At 72.1% G+C, this 25,855-nt stretch carries 19 protein-coding genes and 1 pseudogene; 10 read left to right on the forward strand and 10 right to left on the reverse strand.

The window, feature by feature from the left end; translation table 11 throughout:
• Positions 1–5 precede the first annotated feature (5 nt).
• Entirely contained in the window at positions 6–1,124 is a 1,119-nt protein-coding gene (locus KAG51_RS03150) for a DNA recombination protein RmuC (protein WP_290580532.1), read from the forward strand.
• A 134-nt stretch (positions 1,125–1,258) separates the two neighbouring features.
• Here KAG51_RS03150 and KAG51_RS03155 read toward each other — a convergent pair whose 3' ends face one another.
• The 3 genes from KAG51_RS03155 to KAG51_RS03165 are packed head-to-tail and all read right to left on the reverse strand — an operon-like array spanning position 1,259 to position 5,067.
• Entirely contained in the window at positions 1,259–2,461 is a 1,203-nt protein-coding gene (locus KAG51_RS03155) for a cystathionine gamma-synthase (RefSeq protein ID WP_290580533.1), read from the reverse strand.
• Entirely contained in the window at positions 2,458–3,837 is a 1,380-nt protein-coding gene (locus KAG51_RS03160) for a cystathionine beta-synthase (protein WP_290580534.1), read from the reverse strand. The genes KAG51_RS03155 and KAG51_RS03160 overlap by 4 nt, the downstream gene beginning before the upstream one ends.
• Positions 3,838–3,861: 24 nt before the next feature.
• On the reverse strand, positions 3,862–5,067 hold the full coding sequence (locus KAG51_RS03165; RefSeq protein ID WP_290580535.1) for a hypothetical protein: 1,206 nt from the start codon (positions 5,065–5,067) through the stop codon (positions 3,862–3,864).
• A gap of 38 nt (positions 5,068–5,105) precedes the next feature.
• On the opposite strand from KAG51_RS03165, the gene KAG51_RS03170 reads away from it, so the two are divergent.
• The gene (locus tag KAG51_RS03170) at positions 5,106–6,827 is read left to right on the forward strand and encodes a hypothetical protein (RefSeq protein ID WP_290580536.1); all 1,722 of its coding nucleotides are present in this window, start codon (positions 5,106–5,108) and stop codon (positions 6,825–6,827) included.
• A gap of 45 nt (positions 6,828–6,872) precedes the next feature.
• Positions 6,873–7,040 carry a hypothetical protein gene (locus tag KAG51_RS03175; protein WP_290580538.1) on the forward strand — a complete coding sequence of 56 codons (168 nt, stop codon included), beginning with the start codon at positions 6,873–6,875 and terminating at the stop codon, positions 7,038–7,040.
• Between the two features lie 34 nt (positions 7,041–7,074).
• Here KAG51_RS03175 and KAG51_RS03180 read toward each other — a convergent pair whose 3' ends face one another.
• The 3 genes from KAG51_RS03180 to KAG51_RS03190 are packed head-to-tail and all read right to left on the reverse strand — an operon-like array spanning position 7,075 to position 10,518.
• On the reverse strand, positions 7,075–8,346 hold the full coding sequence (locus KAG51_RS03180; protein WP_290580540.1) for a DUF6716 putative glycosyltransferase: 1,272 nt from the start codon (positions 8,344–8,346) through the stop codon (positions 7,075–7,077).
• Between the two features lie 53 nt (positions 8,347–8,399).
• The gene (locus KAG51_RS03185; protein WP_290580542.1) at positions 8,400–9,290 is read right to left on the reverse strand and encodes an N-acetylneuraminate synthase family protein; all 891 of its coding nucleotides are present in this window, start codon (positions 9,288–9,290) and stop codon (positions 8,400–8,402) included.
• On the reverse strand, positions 9,283–10,518 hold the full coding sequence (locus tag KAG51_RS03190) for an acylneuraminate cytidylyltransferase (protein ID WP_290580544.1): 1,236 nt from the start codon (positions 10,516–10,518) through the stop codon (positions 9,283–9,285). The genes KAG51_RS03185 and KAG51_RS03190 overlap by 8 nt, the downstream gene beginning before the upstream one ends.
• 204 nt (positions 10,519–10,722) lie before the next feature.
• Between KAG51_RS03190 and KAG51_RS03195 the strand changes: the two genes are divergently transcribed.
• A complete protein-coding gene (locus tag KAG51_RS03195) occupies positions 10,723–11,961 on the forward strand; it encodes a DUF6716 putative glycosyltransferase (RefSeq protein ID WP_290580546.1) in 1,239 nt (412 codons plus the stop codon).
• Between the two features lie 238 nt (positions 11,962–12,199).
• On the opposite strand, the gene KAG51_RS03200 is transcribed toward KAG51_RS03195, so the two are convergent.
• The gene (locus KAG51_RS03200; protein ID WP_290580548.1) at positions 12,200–13,297 is read right to left on the reverse strand and encodes a glycosyltransferase family 4 protein; all 1,098 of its coding nucleotides are present in this window, start codon (positions 13,295–13,297) and stop codon (positions 12,200–12,202) included.
• 131 nt (positions 13,298–13,428) lie between these two features.
• On the opposite strand from KAG51_RS03200, the gene KAG51_RS03205 reads away from it, so the two are divergent.
• Both KAG51_RS03205 and KAG51_RS03210 read left to right on the forward strand, forming a co-directional pair.
• Entirely contained in the window at positions 13,429–14,187 is a 759-nt protein-coding gene (locus KAG51_RS03205; protein ID WP_290580550.1) for a class I SAM-dependent methyltransferase, read from the forward strand.
• Complete coding sequence (locus KAG51_RS03210) at positions 14,154–18,176, forward strand: alpha-(1->3)-arabinofuranosyltransferase family protein (RefSeq protein WP_290580552.1); 4,023 nt, start codon at positions 14,154–14,156, stop codon at positions 18,174–18,176. The genes KAG51_RS03205 and KAG51_RS03210 overlap by 34 nt, the downstream gene beginning before the upstream one ends.
• 26 nt (positions 18,177–18,202) lie before the next feature.
• On the opposite strand, the pseudogene KAG51_RS03215 reads toward KAG51_RS03210, so the two are convergent.
• Positions 18,203–19,357, reverse strand: a pseudogene (locus KAG51_RS03215) (acyltransferase); the annotation flags it as partial.
• Here KAG51_RS03215 and KAG51_RS03220 point away from each other — a divergent pair.
• Together KAG51_RS03220 and rpsA are read left to right on the forward strand one after the other, a co-directional pair.
• On the forward strand, positions 19,301–20,551 hold the full coding sequence (locus KAG51_RS03220; RefSeq protein WP_290580554.1) for a M18 family aminopeptidase: 1,251 nt from the start codon (positions 19,301–19,303) through the stop codon (positions 20,549–20,551). The pseudogene KAG51_RS03215 and the gene KAG51_RS03220 sit on opposite strands and share 57 nt — an antisense overlap.
• Positions 20,552–20,734: 183 nt before the next feature.
• The gene (gene rpsA / locus KAG51_RS03225) at positions 20,735–22,201 is read left to right on the forward strand and encodes a 30S ribosomal protein S1 (RefSeq protein WP_290580561.1); all 1,467 of its coding nucleotides are present in this window, start codon (positions 20,735–20,737) and stop codon (positions 22,199–22,201) included.
• Between the two features lie 56 nt (positions 22,202–22,257).
• On the opposite strand, the gene KAG51_RS03230 is transcribed toward rpsA, so the two are convergent.
• Positions 22,258–22,407 carry a hypothetical protein gene (locus KAG51_RS03230; protein WP_290580563.1) on the reverse strand — a complete coding sequence of 50 codons (150 nt, stop codon included), beginning with the start codon at positions 22,405–22,407 and terminating at the stop codon, positions 22,258–22,260.
• 93 nt (positions 22,408–22,500) lie between these two features.
• Here KAG51_RS03230 and KAG51_RS03235 point away from each other — a divergent pair, with 93 nt between their 5' ends.
• Entirely contained in the window at positions 22,501–23,511 is a 1,011-nt protein-coding gene (locus tag KAG51_RS03235) for a helix-turn-helix domain-containing protein (RefSeq protein ID WP_290580565.1), read from the forward strand.
• Between the two features lie 24 nt (positions 23,512–23,535).
• On the opposite strand, the gene KAG51_RS03240 is transcribed toward KAG51_RS03235, so the two are convergent.
• Positions 23,536–24,855 (reverse strand): AMP-binding protein, encoded by a 1,320-nt coding sequence (locus KAG51_RS03240; protein WP_290580567.1) that lies wholly within the window; start codon positions 24,853–24,855, stop codon positions 23,536–23,538.
• Positions 24,856–25,015: 160 nt separating this feature from the next.
• Here KAG51_RS03240 and KAG51_RS03245 point away from each other — a divergent pair, with 160 nt between their 5' ends.
• A complete protein-coding gene (locus tag KAG51_RS03245; RefSeq protein ID WP_290580569.1) occupies positions 25,016–25,852 on the forward strand; it encodes an SH3 domain-containing protein in 837 nt (278 codons plus the stop codon).
• Positions 25,853–25,855: the final 3 nt, after the last annotated feature.

Below are 25,855 nucleotides of genomic sequence, written 5' to 3' on the forward strand. Positions count from 1 at the left end.
GCGCCATGGAGATCCTGATCGGCATCGGTGTCGGAGTCGTCCTCGGCGTGGCCCTGGGCGTGCTGCTCGTCCAGGCCCGGGCAGCGTCGTCCGCGGCCACGGCTGCGGCGCTGCGCGAGCAGGTCGAGGTGCTGCGGGCCCAGCTGCAGGCCGGCGCCCGTTCCGACGGGGAGGAGGGCCTCGTGCTGCAGGCCCTGGCGCCGGTCCACGAGACGCTCCGCACGATGCAGAAGACCGTCAGCGACCTCGAGCAGCAGCGGCACGCGCAGCACGGCCAGCTCGCCGAGCAGCTCCGGCACACCCAGGCCACCGCCGAGCGGTCCCGGGAGGCGGCCGAGGCCCTCGCGTCGGCCATGAGCAACAACGCCGTCCGCGGGGTGTGGGGCGAGACCCAGCTGCGCACCCTGGTGGAGTCCGCCGGGCTCCTGCACCGGGTCGACTTCGACACCCAGGCCACGATCAGCGCCGAGAGCGGGCGCCGGCGTCCCGACATGGTCCTGCGCCTGCCGGGAGGCAAGTCCATGGCGGTCGACGCCAAGGTGCCGCTCACGGCGTACCTGGAGTCCGCGTCGGCCAGCGGGGCCGATCGTGACCGCCTCCTGGCCGACCATGCGCGCGCGGTCCGGGCGCACGTCGACGCCCTCGCGGCCAAGCAGTACTGGACGGGCCTGGAGTCCAGTCCGGAGTTCACGATCGCGTTCATCCCGAGCGAGCCGGTGCTGGCGGCGGCGCTCGAGCAGGACCCGTCCCTGCTGGACCACGCCTTCGGCCGGCGGATCGTCCTGGCCTCGCCGGTCAGCCTGTGGGCCGTCATCAAGACCGTGGCACTCACCTGGCAGCAGGAGTCGCTCAGCGATGACGCCCGCCAGCTGTTCGTGCTGGGCAAGGAGCTGTACGGCCGCCTTGCCCTGCTGGGGGAGCGTGCCGAGACCCTGCGCCGCTCGCTGAGCCGCACCGTCGAGAGCTACAACGCCTTCGCGGGCACGCTCGAGAGTCGCGTCCTCGTCACGGCACGCCGGCTCGACGCGCTCGACGAGAGCACGGTCATCGGCACGCCGGGCATGGTCGAGGTCGAGCCCAAGGCTCTCGCCCAGCCCGAGCTGCTGTCCGACGACCGAGTCTGAGCGGTGGGGTCACCGAGTCCGAGGGGTTGAGGGTGCCAGAGCACCCTCAACCCCTCAGGTCTCGTCGCGCCGACGCACCGCCGCCGCCTCAGCGACCACAACCCCTCAACCTCGGTCCCCCTCGGGGGTGGGGGTCAGGCGAGGGCCTGGTCCAGGTCCGCGAGCAGGTCGACGACGTCCTCGATGCCCACCGAGAGGCGCACCAGGTCGTCGGGGACCTCCAGTGCTGAGCCTGCGGTCGAGGCGTGGGTCATGGCCCCCGGGTGCTCGATGAGTGACTCGATGCCGCCCAGGCTCTCGGCCAGCGTGAACACGCGCACCCGCTCGCAGAGGTCGAGGGCCGCCTGTCGGCCCCCGGTCAGACGGATCGAGATCATGCCGCCGAAGCGGCGCATCTGACGCTCGGCGACCACGTGCCCGGGGTGGTCGGCCAGGCCCGGGTAGAGCACATGGGCGATCTTGGGGTGACGACTCAGCTCGTCCACGACGGCCTCGGCGTTCGTGCAGTGCTGCTCCATGCGCACCGCGAGCGTCTTGATCCCGCGCAGCGTGAGATAGGCGTCGAACGGACCCGGCACGGCCCCCGCCCCGTTCTGCAGAAAGGCGAATCCGGCGTCGAGCTCGGAGTCGGACGTCAGGAGCGCGCCACCGACCACGTCGGAGTGCCCGCCCAGGTACTTGGTCGTGGAGTGGATCACGACGTCGGCTCCCAGGGCCAGCGGCTGCTGCAGGTACGGCGAGGCGAACGTGTTGTCGACCACGAGCCGCGCGCCGGCATTCTGCGCGATGCCGGAGATCGCGGCGATGTCGCCGATCGACAGCAGCGGGTTGGTGGGCGTCTCGATCCAGATGGCCTTGGTCGCCGGGGTCACGGCCGCCGCGACGGCGTCCAGGTCGCCCACGGGCGCCGGGGTGTAGGTGACGCCCCACTGCGAGAACACCTTGTCGACGAGCCGGAACGTGCCGCCGTAGGCGTCGTCGGGAATCACCAGGTGATCGCCGGGGCGCAGGATCGTGCGCAGCGCCGCGTCCGTGGCCGCCATGCCCGACGCGAAGGCCCGACCGTGGTCCGCGCCCTCGAGCGAGGCCAGTGCGCCCTCGAGGGCCGTCCGCGTCGGATTGCCGGTACGGGCGTACTCGTAGCCGTCGCGCATGCCACCGACGCCGTCCTGGGCGAATGTCGAGCTCGCCACGATCGGCGGGTTGACCGCGCCGTGGCCGGGATCGGGCGTGTAGCCGGCGTGGATCGCCCGGGTGGCGAAGCCCTCGGCGGCGCGGCGCTCCGCAAGGTCAGGGTTTGCGGGGTCGGGGACCACGGGGCCGGACTCGGTCGTCATACGTGTACTCCCAGCAGGTCGTGGCGGGTCAGGACGCCCAGCGGCTTGCCGTCCTCGATGACCATCACCGCGTCGTTGGCCGACAGCAGCGCCTGCGCGTCGTCCAGGCTCTCGCCCGAGCCGAGCAGGGGCAGCGGCGTCTCCATGTGCTGCGAGACCGGGTCGGTCAGGGTCGCGCGTCCCTCGTACACCGCGCTCAGCAGCTCGCGCTCGCTGACGCTGCCGGCGACCTCGCCGATGACGACCGGCGGCTCCGGGCCCACGACCGGCATCTGGGAGACGCCGTACTCGTGGAGGATGCTGATCGCGTCGCGGACGGTCTCCTGCGGGTGGGTGTGCACCAGGGCCGGCATGGCGCCGGACTTGCGGCGCAGCACGTCGCCCACGGTCGGGGCGGCGGTGCGGCTGGGGTCGAGCGGCTGCCGCAGGAAGCCGTAGGAGCTCATCCACTCGTCGTTGAAGATCTTCGACAGATAGCCGCGCCCGCCGTCGGGCAGCAGCACCACGACAACCGCGTCCGGGCCCTCGCGCTCGGCCACCTGTTGCGCGGCGACGGCCGCCATGCCGCACGAGCCGCCGACGAGCAGGCCCTCCTCGCGGGCCAGGCGCCGGGTCATGTCGAAGGAGTCGGCGTCACTGACCGCGATGATCTCGTCGGGGACGTCGGGGTCGTAGGCGCTGGGCCAGAAGTCCTCGCCGACCCCCTCCACGAGGTAGGGCCGGCCGGTGCCCCCGGAGTACACCGATCCCACCGGGTCGACGCCGACGACCTTGACGCGGCCCTCGGAGACCTCCTTGAGGTACCTGCCGGCGCCGCTGATCGTGCCGCCGGTGCCGATGCCGGCGACGAAGTGGGTGACGCGCCCCTCGGTGTCGGCCCAGATCTCCGGGCCGGTCGTCTCGTAGTGCGACTGCGGGCCGGCCGGGTTGGAGTACTGGTCGGGCTTCCAGCCGCCCTCGGTCTCGCGCACGAGCCGGTCCGAGACGTTGTAGTAGCTGTCGGGGTGCTCCGGGGGAACGGCCGTGGGGCAGACCACGACCTTCGCGCCGTAGGCCATCATCGTGTTCCGCTTGTCCTCGCTGACCTTGTCGGGGCACACGAAGATGCAGCTGTAGCCCCGTTGCTGGGCCACGATCGCGAGCCCCACGCCGGTGTTGCCGGAGGTGGGCTCGATGATCGTGCCGCCGGGCTTGAGCGCCCCGGACTGCTCGGCAGCGTCGACCATGCGGACCGCGATGCGGTCCTTCGCGCTGCCGCCTGGGTTGAGGTACTCGACCTTGGCGGCCAGCAGGCCGGCCTCCGGTCCCACGACACGATTCAGCCGCACCAGCGGGGTGTTGCCGATGAGGTCGACGACGGTGTTGGCGATGCGCATGTCCCCATCATGCCCCTGACGGCGCTACACCCTCCCGGGGGCCGGTTGTCGCGGACGGGCACCGGGCGCCAGCAGCACGAAGGCCACCTGCGCCAGGGCCACGACGATCACGCTCGTGACCAGACCGACGATGCCGACCTGGAGCACCACGGCGGCCACGACGAGCGAGCTCACGGCGATCCAGACCGAGGTCACGATGCCGTGCGCGTGACGCGCCAGCGCGTCCCACACCAGGAGGTTGACGATCGAGAGCAGGGAGCCGGCCAGGACGAACATCCACAGGCGGTCGGCGATCTCGGCGTACTGGTTGCCGCCCACGGCGATGAGCGCGACCTGGGGCAGCAGCGCCGTGGCGAGCAGGCCGAGGGTGGCGACCCCGAGCACCGCGAGGTGGCGGGAGCGGGACGTCTCGTCGCGGGCCAGCAGCGGGAAGAACACGATCGTGACGAACTGCGGCAGGAAGACCGCCGCCTTGGAGAGGATCAGGCCCGCGCTGTAGAGACCCGAGTCGTGCGGGCTCAGCAGGAAGCGCGCCAGGAGCGCATCGGCGTTGCTGAGCGCGTAGTAGGCGAGCAGGGCGTGCGAGCCCAGCAGTGCCTCGCGCACGAACGGGCGACGGCTGGTGCCGCGGGCGTCAGCGGCGCGCCCGCGCACCTGCGGGAGTCCGACGAGGACCGGCGCCCAGGAGCCGATGGCCAGCCCGAGGAGGCAGGCGGTGACCGACGGGTCGATGGCCATCGCCAGTCCGCCGCACCCGAGGCGTCCGAAGCCGTTGGCCAGGTAGATCGCGGCGAGGGCCCGCCATCGCTCGGCCCCCTGGGCGACTCCGGCCATCGCGCCCATCATCGTCAGGGGAACGAGCGTGGCGCCCGTGAGCAGCGCCGGCCAGATCGACCCGAGCCCGAGGGGTTCCACGAGCGCGACCGTCACGGCGGCGGCCAGGAGACCCGTGCCGAGCGAGATCGCGATCGCGACGCGAGCGACGGTGCCGATCGTGGTGTCCCGGTCCTGCGGGGCGACGGCGATCCGACGTGCCGTGACCGCCTGGAGCGTCAGGGCGGCGACGGTGCCGATCTGGATGATGCCGAGCAGCGCCGTGACTGCGCCGAGGTCGCGCGGCACCAGGAGCCGGGCGGCCACGATGGTCATGAGGTAGGCCGCAGCGTTGGCCCCGATCATGCCGGCGGCGACGAGGGTGCTCCCCGACAGCAGACCTCCGGCACGCTTCACGCGCCCACGATAGGCGACCTCGGTCTAGGGTGAGCGCCGTGATGCAGCGCTGGCGCGACCTCGTGGTGGTGCAGTGGTCGGTGCTCTTGGCGCTGCTGGTGGCGTTGCCCTGGCGGGGTCCGGGATTCCTGCTGTCCTACGACATGGTCTGGATCCCGACGTGGACGCTGGACCGCTTCGACCTCTGGGGCACCGGCAGCGCCGTGCCGCGGGCGGTTCCCTCCGACGGCGTCGTGGCCGTGCTGTCGCAGGTCGTCGATCCCGTCGTGCTCCAGCGCGTGATGCTCATCGGTGCCCTCGCGCTCGGCGGCGTGGGTGCGGCGCGACTCGTCGACCACCTCGGCCTGGGGGCGCGACTGGTCGCGGCGACGTACGCGCTGTGGAACCCGTTCGTCGCGGAGCGACTCGTGCTCGGTCAGTGGCCGGTCATCATCGCGCTCGCCTGCCTGCCGTGGATCGTCGTCGCGGTGCGGGACCCCCGCCACGTGCGCGGTGTCGTGCTGACGCTCGCCCTGGCGGGCACGGCGCTCTCGGTCGCGACCGGTCTCATGGGTCTGGTCGTGGCCCTCGTGGCGGGATGGCGCTCCGGGGTGCTGCGGATCGTGGTCCTGGCTCTGGCGCTGAACGCACCGTGGATCGTCGCGACCGCGGTCCGTCTGGCCCCGGTCGAGAGCGATCCCGCGGGGGTCCGCGCGTTCGCCGCACAGTCCGAGGGCCCGTTGGGCCACGCCGGCACGATGGCCTCCCTGGGTGGCGTCTGGAACACCGAGGTCGTCCCGTCGTCGCGGACGACGGCCGTGGCCGCGGTGCTCGTGGTCGTGCTGCTCCTGGTGCTCGCGGCGGGAGTCGTCCACTGGGCGCGCAGCGACCGGCGGCTCCTGGCCCCGCTCGCCACGCTGGCCGTCCTCGGCCACGCGATCGCCGCCTGGGGGTGGCTGTCGCCCGGCACGTTGGAGGACCTGGTGGCGTGGCAGGGGTCCGCGGGGGTGCTGCGCGACGGCACGCGCTACCTCGCGCTCGCCGTGCCGTTCCACGTCGTCGCGCTGGCGTACGGCGCGCGCCTGCTCGGCCGCCGTGTCGCGGGAATCGTCTCGGACGGCCGGTGGGCGGTCGTCGGGACGGCGGCGGTGCTCGCGCTGCCCCTGGCCGCCCTGCCCGATCTCGCGAACGGCGTCGACGGACGCCTGACCCCCGTGGAGTACCCCGACGACTGGGCCGCCGCGGCGAGCGTCATCGCGGCGAGCGACGTCCCGGGCGATCTGCTGACCCTGCCGTTCCAGCCCTACCGGTCACCGGAATGGAACCGCGACCGCACGGTGATCGACCCGGCGGCACGCTTCTTCGACCGTGAGACGGTCGCGAGCGATGCCCTCACGGTGTCGGGCACCACGCTGGCCAGCGAGGACCCCCGGGCCCGCGACGTCGCCGCCGTGCTGGCCGATCCGGCCGCGACGCCCGCCAGGCTCGGTGCCCTGGGGATCGGCCTCGTCGTCGTGGACGTCGAGGCGCAGGGGGAGGTGCCGCTGCCGGCAGCCGTCGCGGCGGCGCGAGAGATCGGCCCGGAGGGCTCCGACCTGCGGGTCCTGGCGATCGACGGGGCCCGGTCCGTCGTGCCCACCGAGGAGGCCGAGCTCGCCGTGACGGCCGGGTGGGCCCTCGCCGCGCTCACGGTCGGCATCGCCCTGCTGGTGGCCGCGTCACGGGGCGTGGGCCGGCTGCGCCGCCTCGTGGCGGCGGGCCGCCGGACGTCCAGATCCTGACCTCATGACTGGTATCGTGACCCAGGTCATAGAGAGGGAGAAAACGTGACACTTCAGAAGCGTTCAGTCGCCATCGTCGCTTTCGCGGTCGGTCTGCTCTTCGCAGGCGCGACCGCCTACGGCGTCGGCCAGTCCGTGCAGACGAGCAGCCCGGCAGGTTCGGGTCCGAACTCGGTCGACACGGTCGAGACCGTCAACTACGGCTCGAACTGATCCAGTTCGGCCTGCACGAGGGAGCAGGCCGGACTCACCCCGTGCGGTCGTCGACCGGTACGGCATCGCCCATGGGGGCGGTCCGAGCCGGTCGGAAGCGCCGGGTGACGACCCACGGGCTGCGCGAGACGCGCAGCGCGAGGGCCACGACGGCACGTTCGGCGATCCTGGACACGGGCCCGGAGTCACCGCTGAAGGCCTGGTGCCGGTAGAAGAACATCGTGACCCGCTTGCGCGGCCCGTCGGGCGCGGTCGGATACGGCGGCAATCCCTCCCGGTCCCGGAGCCGCAGCAGGTCGTCCAGCTCGGTCAGCCAGGTGTCGTCAGCGGGGGAGTGGAAGTAGTTGTCCGCGCACCAGGCGGCGGTCGGGCGGCGGAATCGGCACGCGACGAGCTCGCTGGAGTCGTGCAGCAGTCCGCTGCCCTCGAACACGAGGTTGATCTGACGCGCCTCGACGCCGAAGTCGGTCAGGGCGAGGACCGGCACGTCGCTGGCCACGGCCTCGAGGAGCGCGGTCGAGCTGACCGTCACGAGGCCCACGGCCCGGGCGAGGTGCGCCGCCATGGGCCCGGACTCGACCCGCAGGTTGGCCGGGACGTCGATCTCCTTGAGCAGGGCCGGGTAGGGGTGCTGGTCGGCGTGCGTCTGGGGCTCGTCGGTCGTGCCCCGCACCTTGACCACGACCTCGAGACCCGGGTTCGCCCGGGCGGTCCGCACGAGCGCCTCGACCAGGGCCATCCGCTCCGGTCGTGACTCCGGCACGAGGGCCTGGGCGGCGAAGATGATCCGGTCGCGGGTCGCAGCGCCCGGCTCGACCTCCGCGGTCGGTGGTTCCAGGAACGGCAGGCGTGCCAGGGCGTAGCGGTGGGGGATCGAGAGTGCCCGGCTCGCCTCGGTGAAGGCACGGATCTCACGGTGGCTGTGCAGCACGAAGAGGTCGACCGACCGGCGAAAGCCCAGGCCGTAGGGCAGCACGGGCAGGGCGATGCCGGGCAGACCGCTGACCAGGACGGGGCGGTCGGGGCGGTTGGGCACGGCGAGCTCGATCAGGGTCTGCACCGTGAGTCCTCGCGCTGCAGCGACCAGCACGTCGGGCCGCCAGTCCCGAAGGATCGAGCGCAGGTCGTCCAGGCCGACGCGCTCGACTGCGGCAGGGTCGACGACGCTGCCGGCGACGGCCTCGGTCACCTGACGTTCCGACGGCTCGGCGGACCCCCGTGCCACCGTGAACCGCACGGCCCACGAGGGCGGCACCCGGCTCGCGAGTGCCGCCCCCCACTTGACGTAGGAGTCCGCGTCGGTCACCACCAGGACCCGGCGATCAGGGGCGTCCCCCGGAGGGCGAGGGCCCGGCGGCATCAGACGGTCGGCGCGGGGGCGGGCTCGCGCCGCAGCCGCTTCATGGGGGCCTCCTCGCCCGGCATGATGCGCTTGATGCCGTCGCCGAACGCCATCTCGAGGATCCGGATGTCACGCACCAGGCTCATGAACCCGTGCGGCTCGAGGCTCGCGGCCTGGTCCGAGCCCCACATGGTCCGGTCGAGCGTGATGTGCCGCTCGATCGCGCACGCGCCCATCGCGACGGCGGCGAGCGAGATCTGCAGGCCGGGCTCGTGGCCGGAGTAGCCGACCGGCACCCCGTAGCGCTGCTGCAGCGTGTGGATCATGCGCAGGTTGGCCTCCTGCGCGGGCAGCGGGTAGGTCGATGTGGCGTGCATCAGCACGAGGCGGTCGGTCGACAGGACCTCGACGGCACGGTCGATCTGCTCGAGCGTGCTCATGCCGGTCGACAGGATGATCGGGGTGCCGGTGGCGGCCAGCGCCTGGAGCAGCTCGAGATCGGTGACGGACGCGGACGCGACCTTGTGGACGACGACCCCGAGATCCTCGAGGAAGTCGACCGAGGGGACGTCCCACGGCGACGCGAACCACTCGACGCCCTTGCTGCTCGCGTACTCGGCGATCTCGAGATACTGGTCCCGCTCGAACTCGACCTTGTAGCGGTAGTCGAGATAGGTCATCTGACCCCAGGGGGTCTCGCGGATCGTGTCGCGCATCGCCGGCGGCGTGGAGATCTCGGGCGTGCGCTTCTGGAACTTGACCGCCTGGGCGCCCGCGAGCGCCGCGACGTCGATCAGCTTCTTGGCGACGTCGAGGTCACCGTTGTGGTTGATGCCGATCTCGCCGATGACGTACGTGGGTCGCTTCGGTCCGACGATCTCGTCGCCGAGCTGCTGCCATTCAGCCATGGTCTCGTCCCTCTCGATGGTGTGACGTGGTCCCCGCGAGCACGCGATCGGCGAGCTCGCGGACGACTCCGTCGCCGCCATGGCGTCGGAGCACGATGTGGGCCGCGTGGAGCGCGGCGGGGTGGGCGTCGGCGACCGCGACCGGGAAGCCGACGAGGCGCAGGCAGCCGATGTCGTTGACGTCGTTGCCGAGGTAGGCGATGTCGGTCAGGGCGATGCCCCGCTCGCTCGCCCAGGCGCGCAGGGCGGTCGGCTTGTCGTCGCACCCGTGGATGACCTCGACGCCGAGCTTGGCCGCGCGGGCCGCCACGACACCGTTCGTCTCGGTCGAGAGGATCAAGAGATCGATCCCGGCCTTCTTGAGCATCGCGACACCCATGCCGTCGGAGCGGTTGACCGTGACGGACTCCGTGCCGTGCTCGTCGACCGTGACGCGGTCGCTCGTGTGCACTCCGTCGAAGTCGGTCACGACGGCTCGGACCCGCAGGGGTGAGGGGCGGTGGGCCTCGCGATGAGCGAGGGCGAGCTCGGCGAGCGAGAAGTCGTCGGTCGTGTCGATCTCGATCGCGTCGGCGGGGTCGACCTCGACCATCTCGAGACGCCCGAAGAACCGGTGGCCGTGCTCCAAGAATCCGCGGGTCCGCATCGCGTAGAACGCGCCGGTCTCGACGAACTCGGGCGGACGGTCCTGGCGGCGCAGGCGCGTCGACGCGTCGTGGTTGACGCCCACCGGCCCGTCGGGGCCGGTCGTCCACAGGTGCGCGTGGCTCCCGGCGACGCTGAACGCGACGTCGGCCACGTCGTCCTGCACCAGGGCGATGGCCCGGTCGACGTCGGCCGGCTCGATGAACGGGCTCGTGGCCTGCACGAACACCGTCACCTCGGGCACCGATCCGTAGCTGCCGAGCTCGTCCAGCACGTGCCGGAGGGCCGACTCGGAGCTGGCGGAGTCGCCTGCCAGGCGGCGGGGGCGATCGATCACGAGGGCGCCGTAGCCGCGGGCGGCGTCGGCGATCTCCTCGTCCTCGGTCGAGACGATCACGGCGTTGATGGCGCGCACCTCGCGCAGCGTGCGCACGGCGCGACCGATCAGCGGCTCGCCGCCGAGCTCGCGCAGGTTCTTGCGCGGGACGCCCTTCGACCCGCCGCGAGCGGGGATCACGGCGATCACACCGCGTGCCGCCGGCACGGGTGTCACCGGTGCCGGCGCAGGGGCCACATGGGTCATGTGGCGGACGCTAGAGATCGCTGGCGTCCAGGTGGTGAACGACACGGCAACCCCCGGCCAACGGCCGCGCGACGCCTGGAAATCCCTGGTAGGACTGGCAGAATGCCGTGACCGGCGGCGCGTCGTGGTCCGGGTGCGGAACGTTAGGTGAACGATGTGCGGCACCTCGGCGACGAGGCCGGATCCGGTCCTACCGTGGGGTGGATGAGACCTCCGCGCGCGCTGCTGATCGCGGCCTTCGACTCCCAGCTCAAGTGGTGCTCACCGCTGCGATCGGAGCTCGTCGAGCGCGGTGTCGTCTGTACCGCGGTGGCACCGTCCGACCGCAAGTCGGCCCTGTCGTCGGCCCAGATCGCCGACGCCGGGTTCGAGCGGGTCGACCTGCGTCCGTGGGAGCGCATCGTCGAGGACGCGGCGGCGTGCGACATCGTCGTGGTGGCCCTCGCCGGGCCCCTGGTGCAACGCCTGTGCCACGACCTGGCGGCCCGGTTGGCGGGCACCGGTGAGGTCGGACCCGTGCTGGTCTCGGGCTGGGTCGGCATCATCATCGAGAAGATCACGGCCGGATACCTGGACCGGGCGTGCACGGACGTCGTCGCGGTCAACTCCGGAGCCGATCTCGCGCACTTCACCCAGGTCGGTGAGGCACTCGGCCTCGGCGCGGACAACCTCCTCCTGACGGGGCTGCCGTTCCTGTCGCGCCGTCCGGCCGAGCCGCGGGCCGCGAGGCCTCCGCGGACCGTCCTGTGGGCCGACCAGCCCACGGTGCCGGCCGCTCCGCGCGAGCGTCGTCACGTCTACGACTGCCTCGTCGCGTACGCGCGGGAGCATCCCGAGCGCCAGGTGCTGCTGAAGCCGCGACACCGGCCGGGCGAGGACACCTTCCACCGGATGAAGCACCATCCCGAGGACGTGCTCGACGGGGTGCCGACCCCGCCGAACTTCGCGATCGTCTACGACCCGATCACGCAGCTCCTGGACGACACCGACCTGCTGCTGACGATCTCGTCGACGGCGTGCCTGGAGGCGCTCGACCGTGGCCTGGACGTGGCGCTGGTGGCCGATCTCGGGATCCACGAGCGCTACGGCAACCAGGTGTTCCTCGACAGCGGGCTGCTGCGCACGTTCGAGCAGGTCGGCGCCGACGACCTCGGCACGATGTCGGCGAACTTTCGCCGCAGCTACTTCGAGGGGCGCGACCGCCCGCCGGCGCAGGTCGTGGTCGATCGCGTCGAGCAGCTCCTGGCCTCCGGTGAGCGTCCGTCCCGCGCGGTGTGGGGGACCTCGTACGTGCGGGGCGTCTGGGCGGCGCGCGACGCGGTGGCGGCCGGCGCGCCGCCTGGGGCACCCCGGTGGCGGCGGGTCTCGGCGGCCGGTCGGCGCCGGGTCGTGCAGGCCGCGGGCGACGCGCGACAGGTCCTCAGGCGCGCGCTGCCCCTGTAGGTCGGGTGATCGCCGTCGGCAGCAAGGTTGAGGGGTTGAGGGTGCCCTGGCGCCCATAACCCCTCGTTCTTAGTCGATTTCTGACGAAGAACGAGGGGTTACGGTTGTCCTGGGAACCACGAACCCTCATCTTCGGTCCCGCCACGGCGTGCGGTCGGAGGACGGACCGCCGAGCCATCCGCTGCTGGTCCGTGCCGCTTGTCAGAGGCGCGCCGTGCGGTCAGCCGAGGTCTGGTTCTCACGCACCCGCAGCGCGGGCGCACTCCTCGGCGAAGCGGGACTGCGAGGCCTCCCACGAGAGCGACGCTGCCTTGGTGCGCGCGCCGTCGCCGAGGAAGCGGCGCCAGGACGGATCGGCGAGGATCCCGCCGATTGCCTTGGTGAGCTGCTCCGGGGTGTCGACCAGGACTCCGGAGTCCTTGTGGTCGATCGACTCCTGCGTGCCGCCCGCCGAGGCGTACGCGACGGTCGGAGTGCCGTGCAGGCCGGCCTCGCCCACGACGAGTCCCCATCCCTCCTTGAGCGACGGCATCGCCATGATCCAGGCCTCGGCGAGCAGTCGGTGCTTGGTGGCCTCGTCGACGAAGCCGTGGAACCTGACGCGATCGGCCACGCCGCGCGCCTCGGCGTGTGCCCGGAGCTCCTGGCCCCACCAGCCGTCGCCCGCGATGTCGAGCGTGAGCTCGGGATGTTCCTCGGTGAGGTCGGCGAGCGTGTCGATCGCGTGCTCGACCTGCTTGTGCGGCACCAGACGACCCAGGACGCACAGGCGCGGGGTCGTGCTGCGCGGTCCGCCGAGGCGCGGTGCCGGGATCGTGCCGTTGTGGACGATCGCGACGCGGTCGCGGTCGACGCCGAGATCGACGAGCTCCAGGCGCGTCGCCTGCGAGACCGTGACGTACCGGGATCGCCGGTACATCCGTGGCGCGAGCCGGCTCTCGATCCACCAGCCGACGCGACCCACGAGTCCGGGGTACACGACGGGCCACTGCTCGCGGTGCACGTGGTGCAGCAGCACGAGCACGGGCTTGCGGGTGGCCCACCGGGTGAAGAACGGGAGCCCGTTCTGGACGTCGACCACGAGGTCGACGCGGCCGTAGCGTCGCAGCAGGAGTCGGGCGAAGATCTGCAGGTACACGCCGAACTTGGCGCCGCTGCGCACGAAGCGCACCCCGCCGGTGGTCTCGACCTTCGCAGCGCCCGGGAACGACGCCGCGGCGATGGTGACGCGGTGGCCGCGCTCGGCCAGTCCGCGAGCCATCTGCTCGACGTAGAACTCCGAACCGCCACCCTCGGGGTGGCTGGTGTCGCGCCAGTTGCAGAACAGCACGTGCATGGTGACTCGTTCTCCCTCAAGAACTCCCTCAGCGTCCGGGTCCCTCAACCCGACGCTCGCTCGTGACGTAGGTCACGATCTCGAGCGGAGCCTAGCACTGGGATGGATCCCGAGCGGGTTATCGTGTCGCGGTGCCAGACCCCGATGCGGACGCCTCCCGGCCGTTCCGTCACACGACGTCCCGGGCGTGGCGACTCTGGCGGGCCTTCGGTCACGAGCAGTCCGACCCGGCCCGGTTCTACGGCCTGCTCGCCGCCGACTCGGCGCGGCACGTCGAGTCGCACCTGCCGCACGGCCTCGCGGGTCAGTGGGTGCTCGACGTCGGCGGGGGACCGGGCTACTTCGCCGACGCGTTCACGGGTCGCGGTGCGCGGTACACCCCCCTGGACTCCGACGTGGGCGAGCTGTCCGGACTCGGTGAGCTGCTGCCCGGCACCGTGATCGGCAGCGGGATGCAGCTGCCGTTCGCCGACGACTCGTTCGACGTCGTGTACTCCTCCAACGTCCTCGAGCACGTGCCCGAGCCGTGGTCCATGGCCGACGAGATGGTGCGGGTCGCGAAGCCCGGAGCGTTGGTGTTCTGCTCGTACACCCTCTGGTTCGGTCCGTGGGGCGGGCACGAGACGTCGCCCTGGCACCTGCTCGGGGGTCACCGGGCGCGCCGTCGCTACGAACGCCGGCACGGGCACCCGCCGAAGAACGTCTTCGGCGAGTCGATGTTCGCGGCCACGGCCGGGCCCGGCATCCGGTGGGCCCGGTCGCACCCGGACATCGAGGTCCTCTCCCTGGCGCCGCGGTACCTGCCCCGGTGGTTGCACTGGGTCGTCGCGGTCCCGCTGCTGCGCGAGGCGGTGACATGGAACCTCGCGATCGTGCTGCGCAAGCGCTGACCGAAAGGTTCCGGCTCGTCGCGGTGTGCGCGGCGCTGACGGCCCTGGCGTTCCTGCAGGCGCCGGGGCGGGTCGTGGGCGACACCAAGGTGGACCTGGTGGTCGATCCGGGCGCCTGGCTGTCCCGGGCGGTCTCGATCTGGGACCCCGACGGCCAGCTGGGCCAGGTGCAGAACCAGGCCTACGGGTACCTGTTCCCGATGGGCCCGTTCTTCTGGGTCGGCGACGTGCTGCAGCTCGACCCGTGGGTCGTGCAGCGACTCTGGTGGGCCCTGCTGTGGTGCGTCGCCTGCTGCGGCGTCGTGCGCCTGTGCCGGGAGCTGGGGATCGGGACCCCGGGCGTCCGCCTGCTCGCCGGCGTGCTGTTCGCGCTCTCGCCCCGGTTCCTCAGCGTGATCGGACCGAGCTCGATCGAGATGTGGCCCACCGCGCTCGCCCCCTGGGTCCTGGTCCCGCTCGTGATCGGACTGAGTCGGGGCCGCGCCTGGCGGCAGGCCGGACTGAGCGCGCTGGCGGTCGGCTGCGTGGGCGGGGTCAACGCGGTGGCCACGTCGGCCGTGCTGCCGCTCGCGGTCCTGTGGCTGCTGCTCGCCCCCCGCGGCCCGCGCCGCCGCGCCCTGCTGCTCTGGTGGCCACCGCTCGTGCTCGTGGCCGTGCTCTGGTGGTTGGTGCCGCTGCTCCTGCTGGGGCAGTACAGCCCGCCGTTCCTGGACTACATCGAGAGCTCGACCGTGACCTCCAGCACCGCCACCGTGCTGGACGCCCTCCGCGGCACCACGAACTGGGTGCCGCGGGTGTCGTGGCAGGCCGTCGCGGGCCGGGAGATCCTCACGACGCCCGTCATCGTCGGCCAGGTCCTCGTCCTGGTCGCGATCGGGGCCGTCGGGCTCGTGCGCCGCGACCTGCCGCACCGACGCTTCCTCGTGACCGGACTGGCCGCAGGCCTGGTGCTCATGACGATCGGGCACACCGGCACCGTGTCGGGCTGGTTCGCGCCCGAGCTGCAGACCGCGCTCGACGGCAGCCTGGCTCCACTGCGCAACGCCCACAAGTTCGACGTCGTCGCGCGGCTTCCGCTGGTGCTCGGACTCGCGCACGCGGTGACCGTCTGGCTGGGCGCCGACCGCGAGCGCACGTTCGCCGACGTCCGGCTCTGGACGGCGCGCCTCGCCGTCGGGAGCGCCGTCCTGGCCGTGACCCTCCCGGCCTGGGCCGGCCACGTGGCGCCGCGCGGCTCCTGGGACGCCGTGCCCGACTACTGGTCGCAGACCACGACCTGGTTGGCCGACCACGACTCTCCGGCGGCGCTGGTGCTGCCCGCTTCGAGCTTCGCCGACCAGATCTGGGGGAGCACGGGCGACGAGGTCGTGCAGCCGCTGGCCACGACCCCCTGGATCACTCGGTCGGTCGTGCCGCTCACGCCGCCGGGCACGATCCGCATGCTCGACGCCGTCACCGACCAGGCGTCCTCCGGCTCCCCGACGGGCCTGGCCGCGACGCTGCGCCGGGCCGGCATCCGTCACGTCGTCGTGCGGTTCGACCTGGCCGACCGGGTCGACCCGTCCCGTGCCGAGCTGATCGACCACACCCTCACCTCGACTCCGGGGCTCGTGGAGGTCGCGAGCTTCGGCCCGGACCTCGGCAGCGACCCGAGCACCGAGATCGACGGTCAGCGCTTCTTCGTCTCCGGGGGGTGGCAGACCGAGCAGCCGGCCGTGATCGTGTTCGAGGTCCAGGACGCGCCGACCCCGTTCACGCCGGTCGACACGGCTCCGGTCGTGGTCGGCGACGCCGGCACGCTCGCGGCGCTGGACACCCTCGGGGTGCTCCCGCCGGGCTCCACGTTCCTCGCGGGCGATCGCCCGGAGTCGTCGACCGGGCCGTGGGTGCTGACCGACGGGCAGCGGCGGTCCGAGGTCGACTTCAGCGCCGTCGACCGCCAGCGCTCGGCGGCGCTCGGACCGGGGGAGCCCTACCGGTTCGACCGGGGCACGCACGACTACGCGGCCGACGACACCTCGGCGAGCGTCGTCGAGCTCGAGGGAGCCCGCGGCCTGACGGCCTCCTCGTCACGGTCGGACGCCGGCGTCGGTGGCGGCAGCCGTCCCTCGGCCGGCCCGTGGTCCGCGTTCGACGGCGACCCCCGGTCGGCGTGGCAGTCGCGGACCGACACCGGCTGGATCCGGCTCCAGCTCGACGAGCCCACCGACCTGGGCGTCGTCACGATCCGGACGGGTCAGCCGCCCGGCGCGACCGAGGAGCTCACGGTCCACACCCAGGACGGTCCGCGCACCGTGCAGGCGATCGGCGACGCCGCGGTCGAGGTCGAGGTGGGTCGCGTCGACCGCATCGAGGTCGCCGGGGCGCGGGTTCCCCTGGGCCGCTTCCAGATCGCCGAGATCTCCAGTCCCGCCCTCACCGTGAGTCGGCCGCTGGTGCTCCCACGGGCCGAGGGACCGGTGTCGACCGTCGTCCTCGGCCTCGACCACGGCGTGCGCCCGGGCTGCCTGGACGTGGAGCTGATCGCACGCTGCCGCGTCGACCAGGAGGAGCCGGGCGAGGACGCCTGGTCGATCGACCGGATCGTCGCGCTGCCGGCCGACGATGTCTTCACGCTCGACGTGCGCGCCTCGCCGGTCGGTGGGCCGGCCCTGGACGAGGTCCTGCAGCAGGGGCAGCCGATGCAGCTGCGCAGCTCGTCGACGCTGTCGAACGACCCAGCGACCACGGTCTCGCTCACGCTGGACGGCTCGGCCGCGACGGGGTGGATCGCCGACCCGGAGGACCTCGACCCCACCGTGACGCTCAGCTGGTCCAGTCCGCAGGTGCTCACCGAGCTCACGCTCAGGACCGACGAGTCCCTGCCCGCCTCGTCGGTCGCGCGGATCGGGGTCGTCAGCGACACCGGCGAGCGGGCCACGGCCCGCGGGAGAAACGGCGTGTTCGAGCTGAGCGAGCCGGTCAGCGGCGAGAGCTTCCGGGTCGTCCTGGTCTCGGCCGAGGACGTTCGCGACAACCCGCGCGACGGGACGCTGCCGGTGCTGCCGGTCGGGGTCAGCGAGCTCTCGGTCGAGGGAGCCCCGGCCTCCGAGGTGGTCGTGGACCGACGCACCCTGGCCCTGCCGTGCGGCACGGGACCGACGGTGACGATCGACGGCGCGGCGACGACCACCTCGGTGTTCACCACGCCGCAGGACCTCGTCACGGGGTCGACGTCCGAGCTCGTGGCCTGCGAGGCTCCCGATATCGAACTGGCGGCGGGGGAGCACCGGATCACGTCACGGGCGTCGGGCCTCTTCGACGCGGGCATCGTGGTCCTGCACGCGGACTCGGTGCCGCTCGCGGCGCCGGGCACCTCCGACCTCGTGGTCGTGCCGACCGGGCACAACACCAACGACGCCTGGCAGGGGACGGTCGACGGCCGGGCCGTGCCCGCGGTCCGCGTCGACGGTTGGCAGCAGGGCTACGTGGTCCCGGCCCGCGACGCGTCGGCGCTCCAGGAGCGCTTCGCGCCGGCCGCCGCGTATCGCGCGGTCCTGCTCGGTGGCGGGGTGCTGGCCGTGCTGCTCGCCGCGGTGGTCCTGGCGAGCCGTCGTCGTGAGCGTGACGCTGCGCCGGTGACCGATCACGGCCGAGCCTCACGATGGGCCTCGTCGCCGGTCATGATGGGTGGCGCGGTGCTGACGGCGGGCCTGCTGGGCGGCACGCCGGGCGCCCTCGCGGCGGTCGGCGCCCTCGCGCTGCTTCACGTGCTGCACCCACGGTCCGCCGGAGCAGCGCGGGTCCTCGCACCGGCGGCCGTCGTGGCCCTCACGGGCACGGCCGCGGTGGCCACGCTGCTCGGCGACGGCGCACCCCCCGCCCTGGCTCAGTGGTGCGCGCTGGGGGTGGTGGTCGTGGTGTTGGCGTCGGCCTCGGTGCCTGCCGCAATGCCCGACGCGGGGGAGCGGCGCCGGACCAGGCGCATCCCCGGCCGCTCGACCAGGTAGTGCAGCAGCTCGGCCACGAGCAGGCTCACGCCGAGGACCAGTCCGAGCAGGAGCGGCCAGCTCGCCGCGAACAGCGTGAACCCGCCGACCGCCATGACCGCCTCGAGCACGAGCAGGTGGCAGCAGAACAGCGCGAAGGACGTGTGTCCGAGATGGCGGCTGATCGGGTGGGCGAGCACCGAGCCCGCCCGCGGCGCCAGCACCGACGGCGCCACCAGGAGCAGGGCGATGACCAGGTACGCGAGGTGGCGGGTCACGGCTTCGCCGGCGCTCGGCGCCACGAGCAACGGGGACCCCGCGACGGGCGTCGCCGCGAACACGAAGACGGCTCCGGCGGTCAGGTAGCAGGTCAGGCGGTCGCGGACGAGGGTCGTCGTGACCCGCGACAACCGCGTGGTGCCGCCGTCGGCCACGATGCTCGCGAGCAGCATGCCGCCCACGAACCAGGCCAGGCTCGCCGGGAGCTGCCGCGCCGGCCAGTCGAGGGCCAGCTCCGGCAGCCGCGCCACCGTGGTCCAGGCGACCCCGAGCAGGCCGAGCGCCAGCAGCGTCAACCGCACGGACCGGACCCGGTTCCGGCTGTGCCGGGCGATCCAGGCCAGACCTGCGCCCAGCAGCGGCAGCACGAGGTAGAACGCGGCCTCGACCGAGAGGCTCCACATCTGGCTGAGCCCCGTCGGCAGGAACGGGGCTCGGAAGTGCTCGACGAGGGTCAGGTTGCCGATCCAGACCCCGAGCCCGGACCCGCGGTTCGCCGGTACCGCGACCAGGGCGACCACGACGACGACCCAGTACACCGGCAGGATCCGTGCCAGACGCTTCACGGCGTACCGGCGGGTGCTCTCGACCGGGCGTCCGTTCTGGGCGCGCTCGAGGTGCGGCAGGCCGAGCAGGAATCCCGACAGCACGAAGAAGATCGCCACGCCGACCTCGAGACGCTGGGTGGCAGCGCCCCACGTGCCGTGCGTGTAGACGCCGGCCGCGAACGCCGTGTGGGTCGCGACGACCGCGATCGACGCGACGGCCCGGAGCCCGTCGAGCTCGGCGAAGTACCGCGGGGACGTCGTCACCCCCCGATCGTGACATCTGGCAGGTCCACCGGGGCCCGCGGCTAGGCTCACCGCATGGACGACGCCGACCGGATGCTGCAGTTCATCGACGCCTCGCCCTCGCCGTTCCACGCCACGGCCACCGCGGCGGCGTGGCTCGTCGAGGCCGGTTGGGTCGAGGTGGCCGAGCGGGACCCGTGGCCCACCGAGCCGGGTCGCTACCTCGTGCGGCGAGGTGGCTCGCTCGCCGCGTGGTCCACGACCGCCTCGACGTCGCCCTCCGACCCGTTCCGGATCGTGGGGGCCCACACCGACAGCCCCAACCTCCGGCTCAAGCAGCACCACGACCGGCGGTTCGCGAATCTCGCGGTCGTGGCCCTCGAGCCGTACGGCGGTCCGCTGCTGACGACCTGGCTGGACCGCGACCTCGGCGTCGCCGGCCGGATCGGTCTGCGCGACGGCACCGAGCGTCTGGTGCACGTGGCCGACCCGGTCCTGCGCGTGCCGAACCTGGCCATCCACCTCGACCGCGACGCCTCGTCCGCGCCCGATCGCCAGCGTCACCTCGACGCGGTCTGGGGCACGGGCGACGAACCGTTCCTGACCTGGCTCGGCCGTCGCGAGGGCTTCGATCCCGACGACGTGCTGGGCTTCGAGCTCATGACCGCCGACACCCTGGCCTCGACGCGGGTCGGGGCGTCGGCGGAGCTCGTGGCCGCCCCGCGGCTCGACAACCAGGCGACCTGCTTCGCCGCCGTGCGCGCGCTGATCGATGCCGCCGACGTCGAGGGCCTGCGGTCCGTCGTCGTGCTGTTCGACCACGAGGAGGTGGGCAGCACCTCCGAGCGCGGCGCCCAGTCGGACCTGCTCGCCACGGTCCTCGAGCGCACAGTCCTGGCGGCCGGCGGCACGCGCGACGACGTGCACCGCGCCGTGGCCGGGTCGATCTGCGCCTCGGGCGACATGGCCCACGCGACCCATCCCAACCATGCCGACCGGCACGAGCCGCTGCACCGCATCGTGGCCGGCGGAGGGCCCGTGCTCAAGGTCAACCAGAACCTGCGCTATGCCACCGACACGCGCGGAACCGTCGCGTTCGCCCTGGCGTGCGAGCAGGCGGGCGTGCCGCTGCAGCGCTACGTGCACCGCGCCGACCTGCCCTGCGGATCGACGATCGGGCCGATGAGCGCGGCGCGCACCGGCATCACGACGGTCGACGTCGGCGCCCCGCAGCTCGCGATGCACTCGGCCCGCGAGCAGATGGCTGCGGCCGACGTCACGCCCTACGTGCGGTCGCTCGGCGCCTTCCTGGCTCCGGCGCCCTAGGGACGGCCCGCCCCGCATTCACGGGAAGAAGTGCCGTCGCGTACCCTTGAGGGGCGTTGATGGCCTGCGTCCGTCTCGGACCTGAGCAGACTGGCGCTCGTGTATCTCCGGGGACCACGTCCCCACGATCCAGGGCCTTCGGCGTGTCCACCAATTCCATCCATCCATCGGAGCCCACCGGCTATGACTTCTGGCATCGCAACACCTGCTGTCGCACCGCAGGTTGCGGTCAATGACATCGGCAACGAGGAAGACTTCCTCGCGGCGATCGACAAGACCATCAAGTACTTCAACGACGGCGACATCGTCGAAGGCACCATCGTCAAGGTCGACCGTGACGAGGTCCTCCTCGACATCGGTTACAAGACCGAAGGTGTCATCCCCTCCCGCGAGCTGAGCATCAAGCACGACGTCGACCCCCACGAGGTCGTCGCCGTCGGTGACGCGGTCGAGGCCCTCGTCCTCCAGAAGGAGGACAAGGAAGGCCGTCTGATCCTGTCCAAGAAGCGCGCCCAGTACGAGCGCGCCTGGGGCGACATCGAGAAGATCAAGGACGAGGACGGCGTCGTCGAGGGCACCGTCATCGAGGTCGTCAAGGGCGGCCTCATCATGGACATCGGTCTGCGCGGCTTCCTGCCCGCCTCGCTCGTCGAGATGCGCCGTGTCCGCGACCTGGATCCCTACATCGGCCAGAAGCTCGAGGCCAAGATCATCGAGCTCGACAAGAACCGCAACAACGTGGTCCTGTCGCGCCGTGCCTGGCTCGAGCAGACGCAGTCGGCCGTCCGCCAGAACTTCCTGACCGAGCTCAAGAAGGGCCAGGTCCGCAAGGGCGTCATCAGCTCGATCGTCAACTTCGGCGCCTTCGTCGATCTCGGCGGCGTCGACGGTCTGGTGCACGTCTCGGAGCTGTCCTGGAAGCACATCGACCACCCGAACGAGGTCGTCCAGGTCGGCGACGAGGTCACCGTCGAGGTGCTCGACGTCGACATGGACCGCGAGCGCGTCTCGCTGTCGCTCAAGGCGACGCAGGAGGATCCCTGGCAGCACTTCGCCCGGGTCCACCAGATCGGTCAGATCGTGCCGGGCAAGGTCACCAAGCTCGTTCCCTTCGGTGCGTTCGTGCGCGTCGAGGAGGGCATCGAGGGCCTGGTGCACATCTCCGAGCTCGCCGAGCGTCACGTCGAGATCCCCGAGCAGGTCGTGCAAATCAACGACCAGGTCATGGTCAAGATCATCGACATCGACCTGGAGCGTCGCCGCATCTCGCTGTCGCTCAAGCAGGCCAACGAGACCGAGGCCGCCGTCGCCGACGACTTCGATCCGACCCTGTACGGCATGACCTCCTCGTACGACGAGGAGGGCAACTACATCTACCCCGACGGCTTCGATCCGGAGACCGGCGAGTGGCAGGAGGGCTTCGAAGAGGCCCGCGCCACGTGGGAGAAGCAGTACGCCGAGGCGCACGAGCGCTGGGAGGCCCACAAGAAGCAGATCGCCGACTCCGAGAAGGCTGCGATCGAGGCCAGCGAGGCCAGCAACTACTCCTCGGAGGTCCCCGAGGCCGCCGACGGCGGCCCCGGTGCGGGTTCGCTGGCGTCCGACGAGGCCCTGCAGGCGCTGCGCGAGAAGCTCACCGGCGGCGAGTGATCGCTGGCTGAGCCTGTCTCAGCCGTTCGCCGACATCGAGCTCGTTCCGAGCCCGGTCACCGTTCGCGGTGGCCGGGCTCGAACGCGTCTGCGGGGTGGCTGCGTGGGGGAGTGCGCTGGCCGAGACCGTCGCGGTGGACGAGCCGCGCGATCTCGCCGGCGGCGAGGAGGGTCAGCAGGAACGTGGCGGCGACGAAGAGGATCATGGCAGTAATTCTTTGAACAACTCATTACTGCCACCAGTGGCAGTAATGACAGTGCTCATCGAATAACCGCCAACTCTGTGGCAGGATGGGCCGATGGAGATCGAGCCCTACGGCGACCCGTCACGAGTTCCGGCCCCCTCAGGTCCGCTGCGCAAGGTCGTCGCGGTCGTGCAGGACGGTGTCGAGCCCTTCGGGCTGGGGTCGATCTGCGAGGTCTGGGCCGAGCCGTACCACCCCGACGACGACAACCCCGTGTTCGACTTCGTGGTCTGCGCCGAGTCCCCGGGCGTCGTGAAGGGCCGCGCCGGCTTCGACGTCGTCGTGCACCACGGGCTCGAGGAGCTGGAGGACGCCGACCTGATCTGCATCGCCCCGAAGTACGACTACCTGAACCACTCGCCAGCCGTCCTGCAGGCGATCGCTCGGGCGCACGCCCGCGGGGCCTGGATCTTCGCGCACTGCTCCAGCAGCTTCCTGCTGGGAGCGGCCGGCCTGCTGGACGGTCGTCGGTGCACGACGCACTGGCGGTTCGGCGAGCGTCTGGCGGCGGCCTACCCGGGCGCGATCGTCGACCCGGACGTGCTCTACGTCGAGGACGACCGCATCGTGACCGGTGCCGGGTCGGCGGCCGGCATCGACGCGGCGCTGCACCTGCTGCGACGTCACTACGGTGCACGCGTCGCCGCCACCACCGCCCGGCGCATCGTCGTGCCGCCGCACCGTGACGGTGGACAGGCCCAGTTCGTCCGGACGCCCGTGCGGGCCGAGGAGGCCGAGACCCTCGCACCGCTCCTGGCGTGGGTCGCGGCCCACCTCGACGAGACCCTCACGGTCGACCGGCTGGCGCGCCAGGCCCACATGTCGGCGCGCACCTTCGCCCGCCGCTTCCGCGACGAGACCGGCACGACGCCGCTGCAGTGGATCACGGGTCAGCGCATCGCCCTGGCCGAGGAGCTCCTGGAGAACTCGACCCTCTCGGTCGAGCAGATCGCCTCGCGGGTCGGATTCGGCAACGCCGCCACGTTGCGTCACCACTTCACGCAGTCCCGGGGCGTGGCCCCGCTGGCCTACCGCAAGCAGTTCAGCTGCCTCGAACCCGCCTGACTGTCGGTGATCGGCCGTCGCCGATCACGCCAGCTCGGTTCGCCTGACCTTGCCGGTCGCGGTCCGCGGGAGGTCCTCGAGGTGCTCGTACTCCTTGGGGCGCTTGGGGGGTGCCAGCTGCTCGGCGGCGACGGCCCGGAGCTCCTCCTCCGTGGCGTCGCCGACCCACGCCGCACACACGCGCTGGCCCCAGCGGTCGTCCTGGCGACCGAAGACCGCCACGTCACGGACCCCGGGCACGGCTCCGAGGACGTCCTCGACCTCGGCAGGGTACACGTTGACGCCTCCAGTGATGACCAGGTCGGTGCGGCGGGCGTCGAGGAAGACGTGTCCGTCCTCGACGCGTCCCAGGTCGCCGACGGTGAACGACGGCCCGTCGGGCGAGTCGGTCCAGGCCGACGCCGTCTTGTCGGGATCGCGCCAGTACTCGAAGCGCGCCCAGGGCGGGACGGCGCACCAGATCTGGTCGTCACCGTCGGTCCAGACCACCCGGCCGGGGCGAGCCCGTCCGAGCGTGCCGGGTCGCTCCCGCCACTCCGTGGCGGGGCAGGCCGTGAACTGTCCCTCGGTCGACCCGTAGAACTCCCAGACGACATCGGCGCCGAGCTCGTCGTGGGCGCGCAGCCGTACCGGCGTCGGGCAGGGCGCGCCGGCATGGGCCACGAGGCGGAAGGAGTCGGTCGGCAGACGCTCTCCGAGCTCGTCAGCGTGGGCGAAGAGGCGCTGCAGGTGGGCCGGCACGCAGAACATCGTGGTGGGCCGCAGATCGCCGAACGCCCGCGCGACGGCGGCCGGCTCGAACGGCACGACCGCGACGGACCCGCCCGCCAGCAGGGTCCCGATCGCGAACCGCAGGGGCGCGGAGTGGTACAGCGGGGAGACCGCGAGGTTGAGGTCGTCCGGCCGAAAGCCCCAGAGCGCCCGCTCCTCGAGGGCGGCGGCCTCGGCGTGCTCGGGGGAGAGCCAGCCCGACCAGACTCCCTTCGGTCGCCCGGTGGTGCCGGAGGTGAAGTGCATGGGACGACAGCGCGGATACGGGTCGAGGTCGAGCTCGGGGCCGTGGTCCAGCGCGTCGAGCACGGCGGGCTCGTCCACGACCAGCGTCGGCTCCACCTGGTCGAGGACGACGGCGCGCTCGCGCGGGGTCAGCCGCGGGTCGAGGGGCACGGGCACGACCCCGCTTCGGGAGGCGGCCAGGACGAGGTCGACCGTCGCCGTCGTGCCGGCGGTCAGCAGGGCGACGCGATCGCCGTGACGCAGACCCGACTCGCGCAGGGATCCGGCCATCCGACGCTGCCGAGCCAGGCTGTCGGCGGCGCTGTGGATCTGCGGTTGAGCCGGCATGGGTCTCCTGAAAAGCTCTCGACATGTGAGGTGCCTCACATCGCCTCGCCTGAAAGGGGCGTTCGATGACCAGGCGCATGTCAGTATGGTTCAGTCGAGGGGCGGCTGCGTCGTCAGTCCGCGCCTCGTGCCGTGTCCAACGTCTGAAGGTGGTTTTACTGTGGGTTCTCCCGGCAAGCGACGGGCGGACGTACGAGCGACCCCGATCAGGCGGGGCCCGACCTTCTGGCAGCTGCAGCTGCGACGCGTCGTGCTGCCCACGGTCGGTGTCGGTGCCCTGGCGGTCGCCACTGCGGCCGTCGCTGCCCATCCGAGCGCGGACCTGCCCGTCTCGCCCGACCGCGTCGCGTCCGTGCAGGCCAGCGAGGTCAGCCGCAGCGGCGAGCGCCCGGTCCTCGCGACGCAGGCCGAGACCGCGCAGCAGGCCACGGGTGCCCTGTGGGTCACCACCGATGCGGAGATCCGTTCCGATGCCGCCCCCACCGCGCCCGTCCTCGGTCAGGCGACCGAGGGCAGCCAGGTCCTCGTGACCGGTGTCGTCGAGGGCGAGTGGACCCAGGTCCTGCTCAACGACGTGCCGCGCTGGGTCGCCTCCACGACGCTGTCGACCGAGGAACCCCTCGGCACGGCGCCGTGCTCGCGCGGTTCAGGCGTCGAGAAGGGCCTCCAGCCCGACACGATCAAGGTCTACCGCGCGGTGTGCGCCAAGTTCCCCCAGATCTCCAGCTACGGCGGCCGCGCCGCGCGCGCCAACACCTCGGGCCACCCCACCGGCCGCGCGCTCGACATCATGACGTCCGACAAGGCCCTCGGCGACGAGATCGCCCAGTTCGTGATCGACAACCGCGAGAAGCTGGGCATGACCCAAGTCATCTGGCGTCAGCGCATCTGGGAGCCCGGTTCGGGCTGGCGGGGCATGAGCGATCGCGGCGGCGCCACGGCGAACCACTTCGACCACGTGCACGTCACGACGTCCGGCGACGCCGCGATCAGCTGAGGC

It is taken from the genome of Aeromicrobium sp. (assembly GCF_023146395.1).
Classification (GTDB): domain Bacteria; phylum Actinomycetota; class Actinomycetes; order Propionibacteriales; family Nocardioidaceae; genus Aeromicrobium.